The organism is Pseudomonas sp. FP1742 (genome assembly GCF_030687145.1).
Classification (GTDB): domain Bacteria; phylum Pseudomonadota; class Gammaproteobacteria; order Pseudomonadales; family Pseudomonadaceae; genus Aquipseudomonas; species Aquipseudomonas frederiksbergensis_D.
In genome coordinates, this window is the sequence record NZ_CP117460.1 from 4,761,852 (window position 1) to 4,776,839 (window position 14,988).

At 61.2% G+C, this 14,988-nt stretch carries 16 protein-coding genes; 7 read left to right on the forward strand and 9 right to left on the reverse strand.

Features of this window, described 5'->3' with window-relative positions:
- Positions 1 to 171: 171 nt before the first annotated feature.
- Together PSH64_RS21555 and PSH64_RS21560 are read right to left on the reverse strand one after the other, a co-directional pair.
- Positions 172 to 465: a hypothetical protein gene (locus tag PSH64_RS21555; protein ID WP_003226812.1), complete on the reverse strand. Its 294-nt coding sequence runs from the start codon at positions 463 to 465 to the stop codon at positions 172 to 174.
- Positions 466 to 521: 56 nt separating this feature from the next.
- Positions 522 to 1,127: an arylesterase gene (locus PSH64_RS21560; protein ID WP_105343249.1), complete on the reverse strand. Its 606-nt coding sequence runs from the start codon at positions 1,125 to 1,127 to the stop codon at positions 522 to 524.
- 10 nt (positions 1,128 to 1,137) lie between these two features.
- Between PSH64_RS21560 and PSH64_RS21565 the strand changes: the two genes are divergently transcribed.
- The 3 genes from PSH64_RS21565 to greB are packed head-to-tail and all read left to right on the forward strand — an operon-like array spanning position 1,138 to position 4,881.
- The gene (locus tag PSH64_RS21565) at positions 1,138 to 1,821 is read left to right on the forward strand and encodes an ABC transporter ATP-binding protein (RefSeq protein ID WP_105343247.1); all 684 of its coding nucleotides are present in this window, start codon (positions 1,138 to 1,140) and stop codon (positions 1,819 to 1,821) included.
- Positions 1,821 to 4,325, forward strand: coding sequence for an ABC transporter permease (locus tag PSH64_RS21570; RefSeq protein ID WP_305478621.1), 2,505 nt, complete (start codon positions 1,821 to 1,823; stop codon positions 4,323 to 4,325). The genes PSH64_RS21565 and PSH64_RS21570 overlap by 1 nt, the downstream gene beginning before the upstream one ends.
- Positions 4,326 to 4,383: 58 nt before the next feature.
- Positions 4,384 to 4,881, forward strand: a complete 498-nt coding sequence (greB, locus tag PSH64_RS21575; RefSeq protein ID WP_007939982.1) for a transcription elongation factor GreB — start codon at positions 4,384 to 4,386, stop codon at positions 4,879 to 4,881.
- Between the two features lie 18 nt (positions 4,882 to 4,899).
- On the opposite strand, the gene PSH64_RS21580 is transcribed toward greB, so the two are convergent.
- From PSH64_RS21580 to PSH64_RS21590, 3 genes are all read right to left on the reverse strand, one after another.
- The gene (locus tag PSH64_RS21580; protein WP_105343243.1) at positions 4,900 to 5,208 is read right to left on the reverse strand and encodes a hypothetical protein; all 309 of its coding nucleotides are present in this window, start codon (positions 5,206 to 5,208) and stop codon (positions 4,900 to 4,902) included.
- A 261-nt stretch (positions 5,209 to 5,469) separates the two neighbouring features.
- Positions 5,470 to 5,904 (reverse strand): DoxX family protein, encoded by a 435-nt coding sequence (locus PSH64_RS21585; RefSeq protein WP_305478623.1) that lies wholly within the window; start codon positions 5,902 to 5,904, stop codon positions 5,470 to 5,472.
- Positions 5,905 to 6,007: 103 nt separating this feature from the next.
- Entirely contained in the window at positions 6,008 to 7,429 is a 1,422-nt protein-coding gene (locus tag PSH64_RS21590; RefSeq protein ID WP_105343238.1) for a transglycosylase SLT domain-containing protein, read from the reverse strand.
- A gap of 237 nt (positions 7,430 to 7,666) precedes the next feature.
- Between PSH64_RS21590 and PSH64_RS21595 the strand changes: the two genes are divergently transcribed.
- The 3 genes from PSH64_RS21595 (at position 7,667) to PSH64_RS21605 (ending at position 10,743) form a co-directional block, all read left to right on the forward strand.
- On the forward strand, positions 7,667 to 8,476 hold the full coding sequence (locus PSH64_RS21595; protein ID WP_305478626.1) for a TatD family hydrolase: 810 nt from the start codon (positions 7,667 to 7,669) through the stop codon (positions 8,474 to 8,476).
- Between the two features lie 205 nt (positions 8,477 to 8,681).
- Positions 8,682 to 10,163, forward strand: a complete 1,482-nt coding sequence (locus tag PSH64_RS21600; RefSeq protein ID WP_305478628.1) for a methyl-accepting chemotaxis protein — start codon at positions 8,682 to 8,684, stop codon at positions 10,161 to 10,163.
- Between the two features lie 211 nt (positions 10,164 to 10,374).
- Positions 10,375 to 10,743, forward strand: coding sequence for an Mpo1-like protein (locus tag PSH64_RS21605; RefSeq protein WP_105343226.1), 369 nt, complete (start codon positions 10,375 to 10,377; stop codon positions 10,741 to 10,743).
- Here PSH64_RS21605 and PSH64_RS21610 read toward each other — a convergent pair whose 3' ends face one another.
- The 3 genes from PSH64_RS21610 to PSH64_RS21620 form a co-directional block, all read right to left on the reverse strand.
- A complete protein-coding gene (locus PSH64_RS21610) occupies positions 10,744 to 11,541 on the reverse strand; it encodes an acyl-CoA thioesterase II (protein ID WP_305478629.1) in 798 nt (265 codons plus the stop codon).
- A gap of 231 nt (positions 11,542 to 11,772) precedes the next feature.
- Complete coding sequence (locus tag PSH64_RS21615; protein ID WP_305478631.1) at positions 11,773 to 12,540, reverse strand: CHAD domain-containing protein; 768 nt, start codon at positions 12,538 to 12,540, stop codon at positions 11,773 to 11,775.
- Between the two features lie 46 nt (positions 12,541 to 12,586).
- Positions 12,587 to 12,865 carry a hypothetical protein gene (locus tag PSH64_RS21620; RefSeq protein WP_018929811.1) on the reverse strand — a complete coding sequence of 93 codons (279 nt, stop codon included), beginning with the start codon at positions 12,863 to 12,865 and terminating at the stop codon, positions 12,587 to 12,589.
- Positions 12,866 to 13,084: 219 nt separating this feature from the next.
- Between PSH64_RS21620 and PSH64_RS21625 the strand changes: the two genes are divergently transcribed.
- Positions 13,085 to 14,134 (forward strand): patatin-like phospholipase family protein, encoded by a 1,050-nt coding sequence (locus tag PSH64_RS21625; RefSeq protein ID WP_105343221.1) that lies wholly within the window; start codon positions 13,085 to 13,087, stop codon positions 14,132 to 14,134.
- A gap of 127 nt (positions 14,135 to 14,261) precedes the next feature.
- On the opposite strand, the gene PSH64_RS21630 is transcribed toward PSH64_RS21625, so the two are convergent.
- Positions 14,262 to 14,960 (reverse strand): response regulator, encoded by a 699-nt coding sequence (locus tag PSH64_RS21630; RefSeq protein WP_305478634.1) that lies wholly within the window; start codon positions 14,958 to 14,960, stop codon positions 14,262 to 14,264.
- Positions 14,961 to 14,988 lie beyond the last annotated feature (28 nt).

Below are 14,988 nucleotides of genomic sequence, written 5' to 3' on the forward strand. Positions count from 1 at the left end.
ATGCAAGGCACTTGGGCCGGGATTTCTCACAAAGGGTTCTTGTCCACACCTTGAGGTGCCTGGGAGGTTGCTTTCGCGAGCAAGCCCGCTCCCACACTGGATCCTTGGTGACCACAAATAGTGTGCTCACAGAAAGTCCAATGTGGGAGCGGGCTTGCTCGCGAAGGGGCCCTAAAGCTCGAACCGCAACTCAGGCCAGATCGGCGAGGTGCCGCGCTTTTGCGACTCCAGGATGGCCCGGCACAGCGAGCACAGGCGCTGGTCCTGGAACACTCTACGGTCGACACTCGACCAGCGCGGTTGTGCCGGCAACAAGCTGCCGCACAGGGTTCGGTCCGCCGAGCCGCCCAACTCCAGCTGACGGGTCACCAGATGCACCCGCACTTCCTGGCAGGCGAACAGATCCAGCTGTTCGTCAGGCTCGATCAGTTGATAGGCAAAAAGGGACCAGGCAGGACGCGGCATCGGGGGCTCCAAATCGGGGGCGCCACCTTAGCCGAAACACCGCCGCTAGAAAAGCGTCAAAGCAGCGGTTTCAGTGTCGGCCAGACATTTTCCAGCAACTTGTCCTGAGCCGCCGCAGCCGGGTGCAGGCCGTCGCTTTGCATCAGCTCTGGATGACCGCCCACGCCGTCGAGAAAAAACGGCACCAGCGGGATCCTTTTCTCGCTGGCTACCTTGGTGTAAGCCTCGGCAAAGGCCTGGGTGTAACGCACGCCGTAGTTGGGTGGCAGTTGCATGCCCAGCAGCAATACCTTGGCACCACTGGCGCGGGAGCTGTCGATCATTGACGCAAGATTTTGTTGCAATTGTGTTGGCAGCATTCCGCGCAGCCCATCGTTGCCCCCCAACTCAAGGATAACCAGTTCCGGCTTATGCTCTGCAAGCAGCGCCGGCAGGCGCGCCCGGCCTCCCGCGCTGGTATCGCCACTGATGGATGCATTGACCACCTTGTCGTCGAAACCTTCGTGCTTGAGCCGTTGCTCGAGCAATGACACCCACCCCAAGCGGGTATCCAGGCCGAAACCGGCGCTGATACTATCGCCAACGATCAGGACTGTACCCGCCGCTGCGTTCTGGGCCATGCACATCAAGGCCAGGCCAGCACTCAAAAACCACACACGCATCGGATTCTCCATGGGCGCAAGCATTCTCACCGCGAAGAACCTCAGCAAAGTGGTTCCCAGCGCGGAAGGTGAACTGACTATCCTGCACGAACTCAGCCTGGAACTGAACAAGGGCGACAGCCTGGCCATCGTCGGCGCCTCCGGTTCCGGCAAATCCACCCTCCTCGGCCTGCTTGCCGGCCTCGACCTGCCGAGCAGCGGCGAAGTCACTCTCGCCGGGCAAGGCCTGAGCACTCTCGACGAAGACCAGCGCGCGCGCATTCGCGCCGAGCACGTGGGGTTTGTCTTCCAGTCCTTTCAACTGCTCGACAGCCTCAACGCCCTGGAAAACGTCATGCTGCCGCTGGAGCTCGATGGGCGTAAAGACGCCCGCGAGCGCGCCACCGAATTGCTGCAGCGCGTTGGCCTGGGTCAACGCCTGACCCACTCGCCGCGTCAACTCTCCGGTGGCGAGCAACAGCGCGTGGCGATTGCCCGGGCGTTCGCCGCCGAGCCCGACGTGTTGTTCGCCGATGAACCGACCGGCAACCTCGACAGCCACACCGGCGAGCGCATCAGCGATCTGCTGTTCGAACTCAACAAGGAGCGCGGCACGACCCTGGTGCTGGTGACCCACGACGAACGCCTGGCACATCGCTGCCGGCGCCTGATCCGCCTTGAAGCCGGCCTGCTGGTCGCCCCTCTGGAGCCTTGATGGCACGCCTGCCGCTGTTGCGCCTGTTCAGCCTCGCCCTCCGTCAACTGCTGCGCGATGCCCGCGCCGGTGAGTTGCGCGTGTTGTTCTTCGCCTTGCTGGTGGCCGTGGCGGCGAGTACCGCCATCGGTTACTTCGGTGCCCGCCTGAACGGCGCCATGATGCTGCGCGCCACCGAGTTTCTCGGCGCCGACCTGGTGCTCGAAGGCAGTTCGCCGGCGCGGCCGGAACAGATCAACAGTGGCACCGAACTGGGTCTCGAACACGCTCAGGTGGTGGAGTTTTCCAGTGTCATTGCCACCGACAACGGTATTCAGCTGTCCAGCATCAAAGCCGCCGATGACGTCTACCCGTTGCGCGGCGAACTGAAAAGCGCCCCCGCGCCGTTCGCGCAAGAAGCACCCGGTGGCGGTCCGAAACCCGGCGAAGCCTGGGTTGAAGCGCGACTGCTGACTGCGCTGGACTTGAAGATCGGCGACAGCATCGATGTCGGCATGAAAACCCTGAAACTGGCGCGGGTGCTGACCTACGAACCGGATCGCGCCGGCAACTTCTACAGCCTGACGCCACGGGTGCTGATCAATCTCAGCGACCTCGAGGCGACCGGCGTGGTGCAACCCGGCAGCCGGGTCAGCTACCGCGAGCTCTGGCGCGGCAACACCCAGGCGTTGGAGATCTATCGTCAACTGATCAAGCCGGGCCTGGCAGCCAACCAGCGCATCCAGGATGCTCGCGATGGTAATCGGCAGATCGGCGGTGCCCTGGGCAAGGCCGAACGTTACTTGAACATGGCCAGCCTGGTGGCGGTGCTGCTGTCCGGCGTGGCGGTGGCGCTGTCGGCGACACGCTTCGCCACCCGCCGATTCGATGCCAGTGCGTTGCTGCGCTGCCTGGGTCTGTCCCGTCGGGAAACCATGGTGTTGTTCAGTCTGCAACTGACCGTACTCGGGCTGCTTGCCAGCATCAGCGGTGCCCTGCTCGGATGGCTGGCACAGCTCGGGCTGTTTGCGCTGCTGCATGATTTACTGCCGACCGATGTTCCACCGGGAGGCCTGTTGCCGGCCATTGCGGGGATCGGCACCGGGCTGGTGGCGCTCGCCGGCTTCGCCCTGCCGCCGCTGGCTGCCTTGGGTCGGGTACCGCCGCTGCGGGTATTGCGCCGGGACCTGCTACCGATTCCGTCCAGCACCTGGATGATCTATGGCGCGGCGCTGGGTGCCCTCGGCCTGATCATGTGGCGCCTGAGCCTGGACCTGTTGCTGACCTTCGCCCTGCTCGGCGGCGGCGTGATCGCGGCGCTGGTGCTGGGTGGCTTGCTGTTGCTGCTGCTCAAGAGCCTGCGCCGGATGCTGGCGCGTGCCTCATTGCCATGGCGTCTCGGGTTGGGTCAGCTGCTGCGCCATCCGCTGGCGGCGGCGGGTCAATCCCTGGCCTTCGGCTTGATTCTGCTGTCGATGGCATTGATCGCTTTGCTGCGCGGCGAGTTGCTCGACACCTGGCAAAACCAGTTGCCGAAAAACGCTCCGAACTATTTCGCCCTGAACATTCTGCCGGCGGACAAACAGGCCTTTAGTGATCGCTTGATGGAGTTGTCGGCGCAATCGGCGCCGCTGTACCCGGTGGTGCCGGGACGGCTGATCAGTATCAATGGCGAACCGGTGCAGCAAATCGTCAGCAAGGACTCGGCCGGTGACCGAGCCATTCAACGCGACCTGAGCCTGACCTGGGCTGCGGACCTGCCGGCGGGCAACAAGCTCACCGCCGGCAACTGGTGGGATCAGCAACCGGCGGATGAAGTACCCGGTGTTTCGGTGGAAGGTAAAGTCGCCGAAAGCCTCAAGCTCAAGCTTGGCGATCACATGGTGTTTAGCGTTGGCGGGGTCAATCGGGAGGCGAAGGTCACCAGCCTGCGGGAGATCAACTGGGACAACTTCCAGCCAAACTTTTTCATGATCTTCCAGCCCGGCACCTTGAAAGACTTACCGGCGACCTACCTCACCAGTTTCTATCTGGCGCCCGGTCACGATCAGCAGATCGTCGACTTGTCCCGCAGCTTTCCGGCGGTGACCATTCTGCAGGTCGAAGCATTGCTGGAACAATTGCGCAGCATCCTCGCGCAAGTGACTCTGGCGGTCGAGTACGTGCTGTTGTTCGTGTTGGCGGCGGGGATGGCGGTGTTGTTTTCCGGCTTGCAGGCAACCCTCGATGAACGTATTCGCCAAGGCGCATTGCTGCGCGCGCTGGGCGCCGAGCGGCAGTTGCTGGTCAGAGCCCGGCGCATCGAGTTCGGTTTGCTCGGCGCGGTCAGCGGGCTGTTGGCGGCTCTGGGTTCGGAACTGGTGAGCCTGGTGCTCTACCGTTATGCCTTCGACCTGCCCTGGCATCCGCATCCATGGCTGCTGGTGTTGCCGCTGATCGGCGCCGTGCTGATCGGCGGTGCCGGTGTGTTCGGCACGCGCCGCGCCTTGAACGCCAGCCCGCTGACAGTCTTGCGCGAGGGTTGATAAACTCAAGCACACTTGTTTAAAAACTGATTCAAGAACTCAACCACAAGAAGTCGCCATGAGCCGTTATCGCCCTCCCCGCACCGCCGGCACCGCGCTGATCACCCCCGAAGGTGAAGCGCGGATGCGCGCCGAATTTCATGAGCTCTGGCATGTGCGCCGACCTCAGGTGACGCAATCGGTCAGCGAAGCAGCGGCCCAGGGCGATCGCTCGGAAAACGCCGAATACACGTACGGCAAAAAAATGCTGCGCGAGATCGACAGCCGTGTGCGCTTTCTTACCAAACGGCTGGAAGCCCTCAAGGTGGTCAGCGAAAAGCCCAGCGATCCGAACAAGGTCTACTTTGGTGCCTGGGTCACGATCGAAGACGAGGACGGCAAAGAGTCGCGCTATCGCATCGTCGGCCCGGATGAGCTGGACTTGAAACAAGGCCTGATCAGCATCGACTCACCGCTGGCCCGCGCCTTGATCGGCAAGGCACTGGACGCCGAAGTACGGGTGCAGACGCCGACCGGTGAGCAATGTGTGTATATCGTGGCGATCGACTATTTTTGAGCCGCGGCGCCTTGAGCCTCAGCAGCGGGCAATCAGCCCTTGGCGCGCCACGCGGGTCAGTTGCCTGATCACTTCGGGTGCGTCCTCGGCGCTTGGCGCCTGAATTACCGCCAGATCAAAGCTGTCAGTGGCAAAACGCGCCAGCGACTCACCGTCTTCGACAAACTGGATCAGGAACGCTGCCGGCCCGCCAGTGCGCCGTGGCCAGCCATCGAGGTAACGCAACAGCGTCGGCTGATGTTTACCGCCAAGCAGAATTTTTGGATTGCGCTGGGTGAGATGTGCCGTGATCGGCGCGGGGCGTACAACGGGGCTTAATGCATTCATTGTGTCGTGTCTCTGCCTCAAAAGTCTGCATGGCAGGTGAGAGGCAACACCGAACCAGCGCTTTAGCGGTATTTCGAAGCCTGTTTCAAGCTTCTATCGGCAACTGAATGAGTCACCTGGCGCCCCGCAAGTAGCTGTTTAAATCGGCGCATGAGCAGCATCCTAGAGAAGCTGACCAGACAGTGTCAAGAATCACCAGCAACAAAAAAAGGCCCGCACAGTGGATCACACTATGCGGGCCTTTTCGTTGAGCCAGAGCCGTCAGCCGGCGATGGCGCGGTCTACCGACAGCTTGCCTGCACCTTCGATCAGCACCGCGAGGCTACCGCCGAGCAAGGCCAGGGCAAATTCATAACCGTTGTTGGCCATGAACAGACCGTGGCTGATGTGCACCGTGAAAATGGCCACCAGCGAGAGGAACGTCAGCCCCAGCGCCGCCGGGCGTACCAGCAGGCCGATGATCAGCGCCAGACCGGCGAAGAACTCGGTACCACCGGCCAGGATCGCCATCAGGTGACCCGGCGCCAAACCAATGCTTTCCATGTACTGCGCGGTGCCGGCAATGCCGTAACCGCCGAATGCCCCAAAGAGTTTCTGTGAGCCGTGGGCCGCGAAGATGATGCCGACGAAAATCCGCAGAATCGTCAGGCCGTAGCCAGCGCGGGTAGACAGTACCTTGTTGATCAGTGTGCTCATGCTGTGTCATCCATTGTGAGTGTGTGTTGGTTGGCCGCTATATTAATCAGTAAAACTCATGTTAAAAGCGCAAAAAACGCACCATAACAATCAGATTAGTCGATCATTTCCGTGAGGCAACTTTCTGCCCCTGAGGCTCCAACGACTCCCGTTCCCGATCGAACGCCAGGTAATACTTGTTCACACTATTAACATAGCTGACAGCCCCCATTCCCACCTGCTCCATGGCAATGCGCTCGACCTGGAAGAACCACTGATCCGGATTCAAGCCCCGTCGCCGAGCTTCGGCGCGCATGCCCTGGACCCGCTCCGGCCCCATGTTGTAGGCCGCCAGCACGAACGCCATGCGCTCGCGCTCGTTGAGTTTGGGGCTGGCAAAAAACTTGCGGCGGATCATCGCCAGGTACTTGGCGCCTGCCTGCACATTGGCATCGAGATTCTGAATGTTACTGACCCCGACCCGTTGGGCGGCGGACGGGGTGATTTGCATCAGGCCGGTAGGGCCGCCGCCGCTTCTGGCGCTGGGTTGCAACGCCGACTCCTTGAAGGCCAGCGCCGCCAGGTTCAACCAATCCATGCCCTGGGCTTCAGCATGTTTTTGCAGCACCGGTCGAAGTTTTTCCAGACGCTGCCGATCGGCCTTGGCCAAGGGATAGTGCACTTGATACTGGCGCCGGTAGATCCGCAGGAACGCCGCATCCTGGTCCGACGGTTGTTTGTAGGTGGTCAGGAAGCGATCGATGCTCGCGCGCAGCATCGAGGCGTCGCGGCGCACGAACCAGTATTCCTCACCCGGCTCGCGGATGAGCACCTGCCGATCGAAACGCAACCTGGGCAAGATCTTGCCCCAGCGCTCGGCGATCGGTTGTTCGACGATGGTCAGATGAAAGATCCCGCCCTGAACCATCTCCAGCACATCCTCGACGGCCAGGCTTGGGTCGACCCACTCGATTTTCACCGGGGGCAGTTTGTGCAGCGCAAGTTTCTGATTGATCTGATTCACCGCATCCCCGGCAACACTGCCGGTGGGCAGCGCGAGGGTTTTGCCCGAAAGCTGCTCGAGACGGGTGTAACGTCGTTCGCCTTTGATCCCCACCAGCAGCAACGGCACGTTGCTGGCAATCGGCTCACTGGCGCTGACTGCATGACCCGATTGTGGATCGAGCAATTCCCCTGGCGCGACCAGATCACCCTCCCCCCGCTGCAACGCACCGAGCAGTTGATCCTTGGATTTGGGAATGATCTTGAGGGTGATTTCCTGGCCGTCACGGGCGTGGCCATTGAGGTATTGCTCGAAAGCCCGCAGGCGGTGGTACTCGACGCCGATAGTCTGACCCTGGACTTCGCCGGAGCTATTGCGGCTCTGGTTGACCAGCACCCGCAACACACGACTGTTGCGAATCTCCACCAGGTCGCGGACCTTGGCCGCCGGCACGGTTTGCAACGGCCCGGCCAGACGCGCAACCGCCGGCATCGGCAGCAGCAACGAACAACACAGCAGTAACAAAACCGAGGGACGTGTCATCCGCTCTCCGGAAAGAATACTGGCCAACCTCATGGGTGATTTCATGAAGTCGGGCGACAGAAACAGAGCGCACGAAGCGCTGATAAAGTGCGAGAGAGTGGCACAGTGATAGCAACTCTACCAAACCCGGCCTGTCTCGCGGCCTCAACAGACAGCTTTAACCCGTTGTAGTTCTTGGTTTTTCTTATAAATCTACAGCTCTGATATGCTTTCCGGCCTTTGGTCCGAGGTAGCACCATGCAACTCATCGATATCGGCGTCAACCTGACCAACCCCAGTTTTGCCGACAAACACCAGGCTGTGCTCGACCGCGCCTACGCTGCCGGGGTCTGCCAACTGGTGCTTACCGGGACCAGCGTCGAGGGCAGTGAACAGGCGCTGGAGCTGTGCCGGCAATTGGATGAAAGCGCTCAGCGACTGTTCACCACGGCCGGCATTCACCCGCACTCGGCCAGCGACTGGAACGCCGACAGCGACCAGCGTCTGCGTAGCTTGCTCAAGGAGCCGAACGTGGTGGCCGTGGGCGAATGCGGCCTCGATTTCAATCGTGATTTCTCGCCCCGCCCGCAGCAGGAAAAAGTCCTCGAAGAACATCTGGCGATGGCGGTCGAGCTGCAACTGCCGGTGTTCCTGCACGAACGTGACGCCAGTCAACGATTGCTGGAAATCCTGCACGATTACCGCGATCAACTGCCCGCTGCCGTGGTGCACTGCTTCACCGGTGAAAAGAAGGCGCTGTTCAGCTACCTCGACCTGGATTTGCACATCGGCATCACCGGCTGGATCTGCGACGAACGCCGGGGTACGCACCTGCATCCGTTGGTCAAAGATATTAAACGCGGGCGCTTGATGCTGGAGAGCGATGCGCCGTATCTGTTGCCACGCAGTCTGCGACCCAAGCCGAAGAATGGTCGCAACGAGCCGGCGTATCTGATCGAAGTGTTGCGTGAAGTCGCGCTGCATCGCGGTGAAAGCCAGGAAGACCTGGCCGCCCACACCACAGCATGCGCACGGGCATTTTACGGGTTGCCTTCGATCCCCCAGTAACCACAAATCCCTGTGGGAGCGGGCTTGCTCGCGAAGACGGCGGCACATCCAACATTGATGTGACTGACAGACTGTCTTCGCGAGCAAGCCCGCTCCCACATTGGGACTGCGGAGGATGTTGACCCATATCAAGAGTCGAAGCCCTGAGTAGCGGCACAATACTGGCACCTTGCCAAAACTGTTTCCGCTATCAGAGAAGACCTCCATGGGTGCCTGGCTTAGCAATATCTCGCTGAAATACAAATTCTGGGCGGTCAACGCGGTCGCCTTTGTCACCACCCTGTTGCTGGTGCTGTATGCCGTGCAACTCGAACAACAGGCCCGCAGTCACGCCGCTCAGGTTTCGGCCCAGGCCCAGGCGCGATTGCTCAATGCCTGGCCTGCCGGGCAACCGCTGCCCAAGGCCGACAACCTGCTGACTTCCAGTCGCGGACAAGCGCCGTCACTGAACGGGCAACTGCTGCTGGAGCTGACCGATGTCAACGGTTGGGTCGAGATCAATGCCATGCCACTGTTCGGTGAAAACCCGCTGATGGGAGCCGAGGTGTTCACTCGCCCCGACGGCCAACAGGTCACGGTGATTGCCTACGGTCCGAGCCTGAGCCAAGTGTTCGGCGAGCGCTTCACCCACTATGCGGTGGCGGTGTTCATCCTGATGCTGGCGATGCTTGGCGCGTCGCAACTGCTGATCCGCTTCCTGCTCAGCCAGCTCAACACCTTGAAAGACGTGATGCTCCATGTCGAGAAGACCGGTGATCTGTCGGCCCGCGTGCCGCTGGCCTGCCGGGATGAAGTCGGCCAGATGGCCAACGCCTTCAACGCCATGCAGGCCGGTTACCAGCGGGTGGTCAACACCGTCGCCAACACCGCCCGGCAATTGGATGTCGGCGCCGCGCGGCTGGCCGCAAGCATGAACGAAGTGCGCCACGGCATGCTCGGCCAGCAAAGCGAAACCGATCAGGCCGCCACGGCGATCAACGAAATGACTGCCACCGTCCATCACATCGCCCAACACGCCGGCGCCACCCGCGACCTTTCGCAAACCGCCGATACGCTGGCCGGCAGTGGCCAGGAAGTGGTGAGTCGGGTGCAGAAATCGATTGGCGGATTGTCCACCGGCGTGCAGCAAACCGCCGAAATGATCCAGCGCCTGGCCGAGGACAGCCAGAAGATCAACGGCGTGGTCAGCGTGATCCACAGCATCGCTGAACAGACCAACCTGCTGGCCCTTAACGCGGCCATCGAAGCGGCCCGGGCCGGTGAGATGGGCCGTGGGTTCGCGGTGGTCGCCGATGAAGTGCGCAACCTGGCCAAACGGGTCCAGACGTCCACCGACGAGATCACCACCATGGTTTCAGCGCTGCAGGCCGGCACTCGGGATGCGGTGGATTTCATGCAGGAAAGTTCGTACAAGGCGGACGACTGCATGCAACAGGCCCAGGAAGCCAGTGTGGCCCTGGCCGAAATCACCGGCGCGGTGGCACAGATGCGTGAAAGCAATACGCAGATCGCGGTGGCGGCCGAACAGCAGAGCCACGTGGCGGAAGAAATGAATCGGGCGGTGGTGAGCATTCGCGACGTGACCGAAAACACCGTGCAGCAGACTGTGAATTCGGCAATCACCAGCAATGAGTTGGCGATGTTGGCAGGGGAATTGAGCAAGGCCATTGGGCAGCTCAAGCTTTGAGGGCCTCTTCGCGAGCAAGCCCGCTCCCACATTGAATCTGTGTCACGACGAAGACCAATGTGGGAGCGGGCTTGCTCGCGAAGGCGTCAGCCCGGTCAGCATCAATATTGACCATGACCCCTATCGCGCCGATAGCCACCCTTGATTCGCCGACGGCTTTCGCCGGGCCTATTCTTTGTTCATGAGCCTCAACGAACCAAGGATAAGCATCATGGGCAAACGTCATCCCAACCTTCCCGCCTGGCAATGGCGAGCGTACCCGAACAATCACCAGCACCCGACCAATCTGGTGCTGCACCTGATTGCCGTGCCGCTGTTCATCGTGGCGTTTCTGCTGATGGTCTCGGGAGTGTTCAGCCTCGACCTGGCGAGCTTCGCGATCGGCGTCATCGGCCTGGTCGCGGCCCTGGGTTTGCAGCGTCACGGTCACAGCCTGGAGGTGCAAGCCAGCGAGCCGTTCAGTGATCGCAAAGACGCGGTATCACGCCTGCTGGTCGAGCAGTTCCTGACCTTTCCACGGTTTTTCTTCAGTGGAGGCTGGTGGCGCGCCTGGCGTGAGCGCCACCGTCGTCATCACTGATCAAGCGAAAATCGTGACGGTCTGCCGGCTCATGGCGATCAGCTGGCCGTCTTCGCTCCACAGTTTTGCGGCGGCGTGCCCGTAGCCGTCAGCGGCATACTCGATTTCCACCAGGTACTTGCACCAGTCCAGCGTACTCAACGTCAGCAACGGCTGGACGAACTCAATGGTCCAGGTCAGCGTGCTGCCTGCCGCCGGTTTCTTCAGAAACGACAACAACGACGGCGGCCAGGCGTCGACCAGCGCCAGGATATGCGCCTCGCTCACCGCCTCGCCTTCGCCATCCCCGCGCAAGCGCACCCAACCGCCCATTTCCCGCGAGGTGTTACCCGTGAACGGCATGCCACCGACACTCCAGCGCATGGCCAGGTAGCGCATGAATTCCGGGGTCACGCCTTTGATGTACGGCAGTTCCTGGCAATCGTCCCAGTGCTTCATCTCGGGAGCTGCATTGGCCGTGACGGTCACTTCGGACTGTCGCGAAGCGCCGAAGCTGCCCTGGACCAACGTCACCACTTGCCCCTTCTGCATCGCCCGGCCCAGGACCTGGCTGACTGCTTTGCCTTCGCGCAACACATCGACTTCAAAGCTGACCGGCACATCGGGCTCGACCGGGCCGACGAAGGTGATTGCCAGCGAGCGCACCGGACGATCCGCCGGGACTTTTGCGCGCATGGCTTCGTATTGCAAGGCGGCTATCAGACCACCAAAACTTGCACGTCCCTGACCCCATTCGGGTGCAATAGACACCTCTTGTGGCTGACTGCGAACAGCGTCGAGCAGATCGGAAAAGCGCATGGCAACCTCAGAGACAGGAAAATGGATGGAGCGATCTTAACCAGCCCGCAAGAGCGGCACAGCGCCTATTCCGGCCAAAATTACTGACAGATGAGCCGCGCTCGACTGGAACACACAAACCCATGTGGGAGCGGGCTTGCTCGCGAAGAGGGCACAACATTCAACGCATAGGTTGAATGTCGGACCGCTTTCGCGAGCAAGCCCGCTCCCACCATTGGATTTAGGGTGCTTTCAGGATTTGAAACAGGCTTTGCTGAATTTGTCGAGGACGCGGTCAGCGCGCTCTTCGGCCTGGGCCAGTGTGGTTTTCCAGACCGCGACGCACGGCTGCAAATCGGGCTCTTCCTTGGCCCGGGCCAGCCACTGCCAGCTGTCGTGCCAATCACCCAAGGCAGCCTGGGCCGATTTCAGCCTGGGCATGGCCGCTTCCGGCAAACGATCCAGTTCAGGGTAGGCTTCGATGCCATAGCGCACACGCTTGATCAGCAGGCGCAGGCGATGGCGGTCATGGGCGGGATCGTGCAGGGCCTGGTCGAGTTTCTTCCATTGTTTGGCCAGGCGTTTTTCGATGCGTTTGCGCAAGCCCTTGAGCAAGCCCTGGCGCTGGGAGGCCCGCAGGAAACGCGGAAAAGCGTCGAGGATCATCAGCAACTGCGCCAGCTCCGGGCTCGTCGCCACCACTGGATAAGCCTCGGCCATCCGCGCCATGCGTCGATGCGCGGCCTCGGGTTGACCGTGCTGGAGCAAGTACGCCGCCAGCACTTCCCGATCACGCAACGGAGTGGTCAGGTCACCGACCCGGGACGCCGCCGCTTCCAGCTGTTCGACCCCGGGCAAACCGCGCAAGGGTCGCAGCAGGCTGCGCAACCGCCGCACGGTGGTGCGCAGATCGTGCAACGCTTCCGGGTCGGTGCGGGCACTCAAGCGGGCCTGACAGGCCAGCAAACGGACGTCCAGGCCCAACACACGAGCCACCAACCGATCAACCAAGGCAGACATCGCGTACTCCCTGAATCGAATTACCCTGAGTACGCTCCATCATGCCTCAACGGCCGGCGCGTGACTCTCGAATGTAGAAACGTGCCTTCTCGGCCTTCCTGGTACAACCCTCGTAGGCTTCGAATTGCTGCTGGGTCTTGGCACCGGTCAGCAACGACAGTGCCTTGGAGTAGCTGACGGTCCCGGCGAGACCTTCGGCCTTGGCCAGGTCCAGCTCATGCCAGGCGGCATCGAGCTGGCTACCGCAACTGTCGCGGTAAGCGGTTTTACCGGCACAACCGGCAAGCGCCAGGGCAATCAAAGGCACACAAATCCAGGCTTTCATCACTCACACCTCAAAGATAATAAACAGTCGTGCAGGTAAGACCGCTCTGGCGCGTGAAAAGTGCCTTGGACCTGCAGTGGAAACTATAGCGCGCGCGAGGATACTCACTCGTCTTAGTTGAGTGTCAAAAAACGACGCCCTCCCCCACTGAACGACCATAGCGATTGAAGCGCGCCCCTCGATGGGTGCATTGTTGAACCTTGTCAGAGAGGTCGATTCATGAAAAAGCGTGTCGCACTGGTGTTGGGCTCGGGTGGCGCCCGGGGCTACGCCCATATCGGCGTCATTGAAGAGATCGAACGGCGTGGCTACGACATCGCCTGCATCGCTGGTTGCTCCATGGGCGCGGTGGTCGGCGGGATCTACGCCGCCGGCAAGCTCGATGATTATCGCAACTGGATCGAGAGCCTGGACTACCTCGACGTGTTGCGCCTGGTGGATGTCAGCTTTCGCCTGGGCGCGATTCGCGGGGAGAAGGTCTTCGGGCAGATCCGCAAGATCGTCGGCGAGGTCAACATCGAAGACTTGCGCATTCCCTATACAGCGGTGGCCACAGACCTGACCAACCAGCAGGAAATCTGGTTCCAGGAAGGCTGCCTGCACCAGGCCATGCGCGCCTCGGCGGCAATCCCCAGCCTGTTCACGCCGGTGATGCAGGGCAATCGAATGCTGGTGGACGGCGGTATTCTCAACCCATTGCCGATCGTGCCAGTGGTGTCGAGCCATTGCGACCTGATCATCGCGGTCAACCTCAACTCCACCAACCAGCGTCACTATCAACTGCCGGTGATCCAGCGCCCGGCAGCGTTCAAGACCCGCTTCGACAGCCTGATCAGCTCGCTGGGTTCAAAATTGCCCTTCCGCCGCAAACAGGCGGAGCAATTGCTGCTTCTGGAAAAGGAAGCGTTGATGGCAGAAGCGGCCGAGATCAACCCGTGGATCGAATCCGCCGAGCCCGAAGCCCAGCAACCGGCGGCGGCCCCGGAAAGCAACGGAGCACCGAAGTCCGCCACCGGGTCATTCATCATCGACAACGTCGGGCCAGCGTCCTTGCTGGACCTGATCAACCAGAGTTTCGAGGTGATGCAGACGTCATTGGCACAGTACAAGATTGCCGGGTATCCGCCGGATATCCTGATCAACGTGCCCAAGCGGGTGTGCCGGTTTTTCGAGTTCTACAAGGCGCCGGAGTTGATCGCGCTGGGGCGTGAGATTGCGCGGGATACTTTGGATCGGTATGAAAATGAGCGCAATGAAGATTGGCGGTGACTGATCCGGCGTCATCGCGGGCAAGCCCGCTCCCACAAGTTTTTGTGGCGGTCACATGATTTGTGAACACCCGGGACACTGTGGGAGCGGGCTTGCTCGCGAAGGCGTCAGATCAATCAATACAGAACTAAAGACTACCCTCACTCAACAACCGATACCCCACTCCCGCCTCGGTAACGATAAACCGTGGCTGGGTCGGATCATCCGCCAGTTTCTGCCGCAAGTGCCCGACCACAATGCGCAGATAGTGACTGTCTTCGGTGTGGGTCGGCCCCCAGATGTCCTTGAGCAATTGCTGCTGGGTGATCACCCGCCCCGGATGCCGCGCCAGTTGCGCCAGCACCGCGTATTCCTTGCGCGTCAGCGCCACTTCGGCGCCATCCAATAGCACCCGGCGATACGCCAGGTCGACGGTGAGCGGGCCGAAATTGAGCGCTGCTTCCTGGGCCTCCCCCATCGGCGCCTGACGCAGCAAGGCGCGCACTCGGGCCAGGAATTCCTGGATGCCAAACGGCTTGGTCACGTAGTCGTTGGCACCACCGTCCAGCGCCTGGACTTTCTGCCCTTCGCCGGCGCGCACCGAGAGCACCAGCACCGGCACCGTCGACCACTCACGAAACTCGCGCAACACCTGCTGGCCGTCCATGTCCGGCAGGCCAAGATCGAGCACCAACAGGTCAGGTTTATTCAGCGCGGCCTGGGCCAGGCCTTCCGTGCCGGTACCGGCTTCCAGCACTTTGTAGCCTTGGGAGGCGAGGCTGATGCGCAGGAATTTACGGATCTGCGGTTCGTCGTCGATGACCAAAATGGTCGCGGTCTGGCTCATGAATTCATATCAACACAAAGAGGTGGCA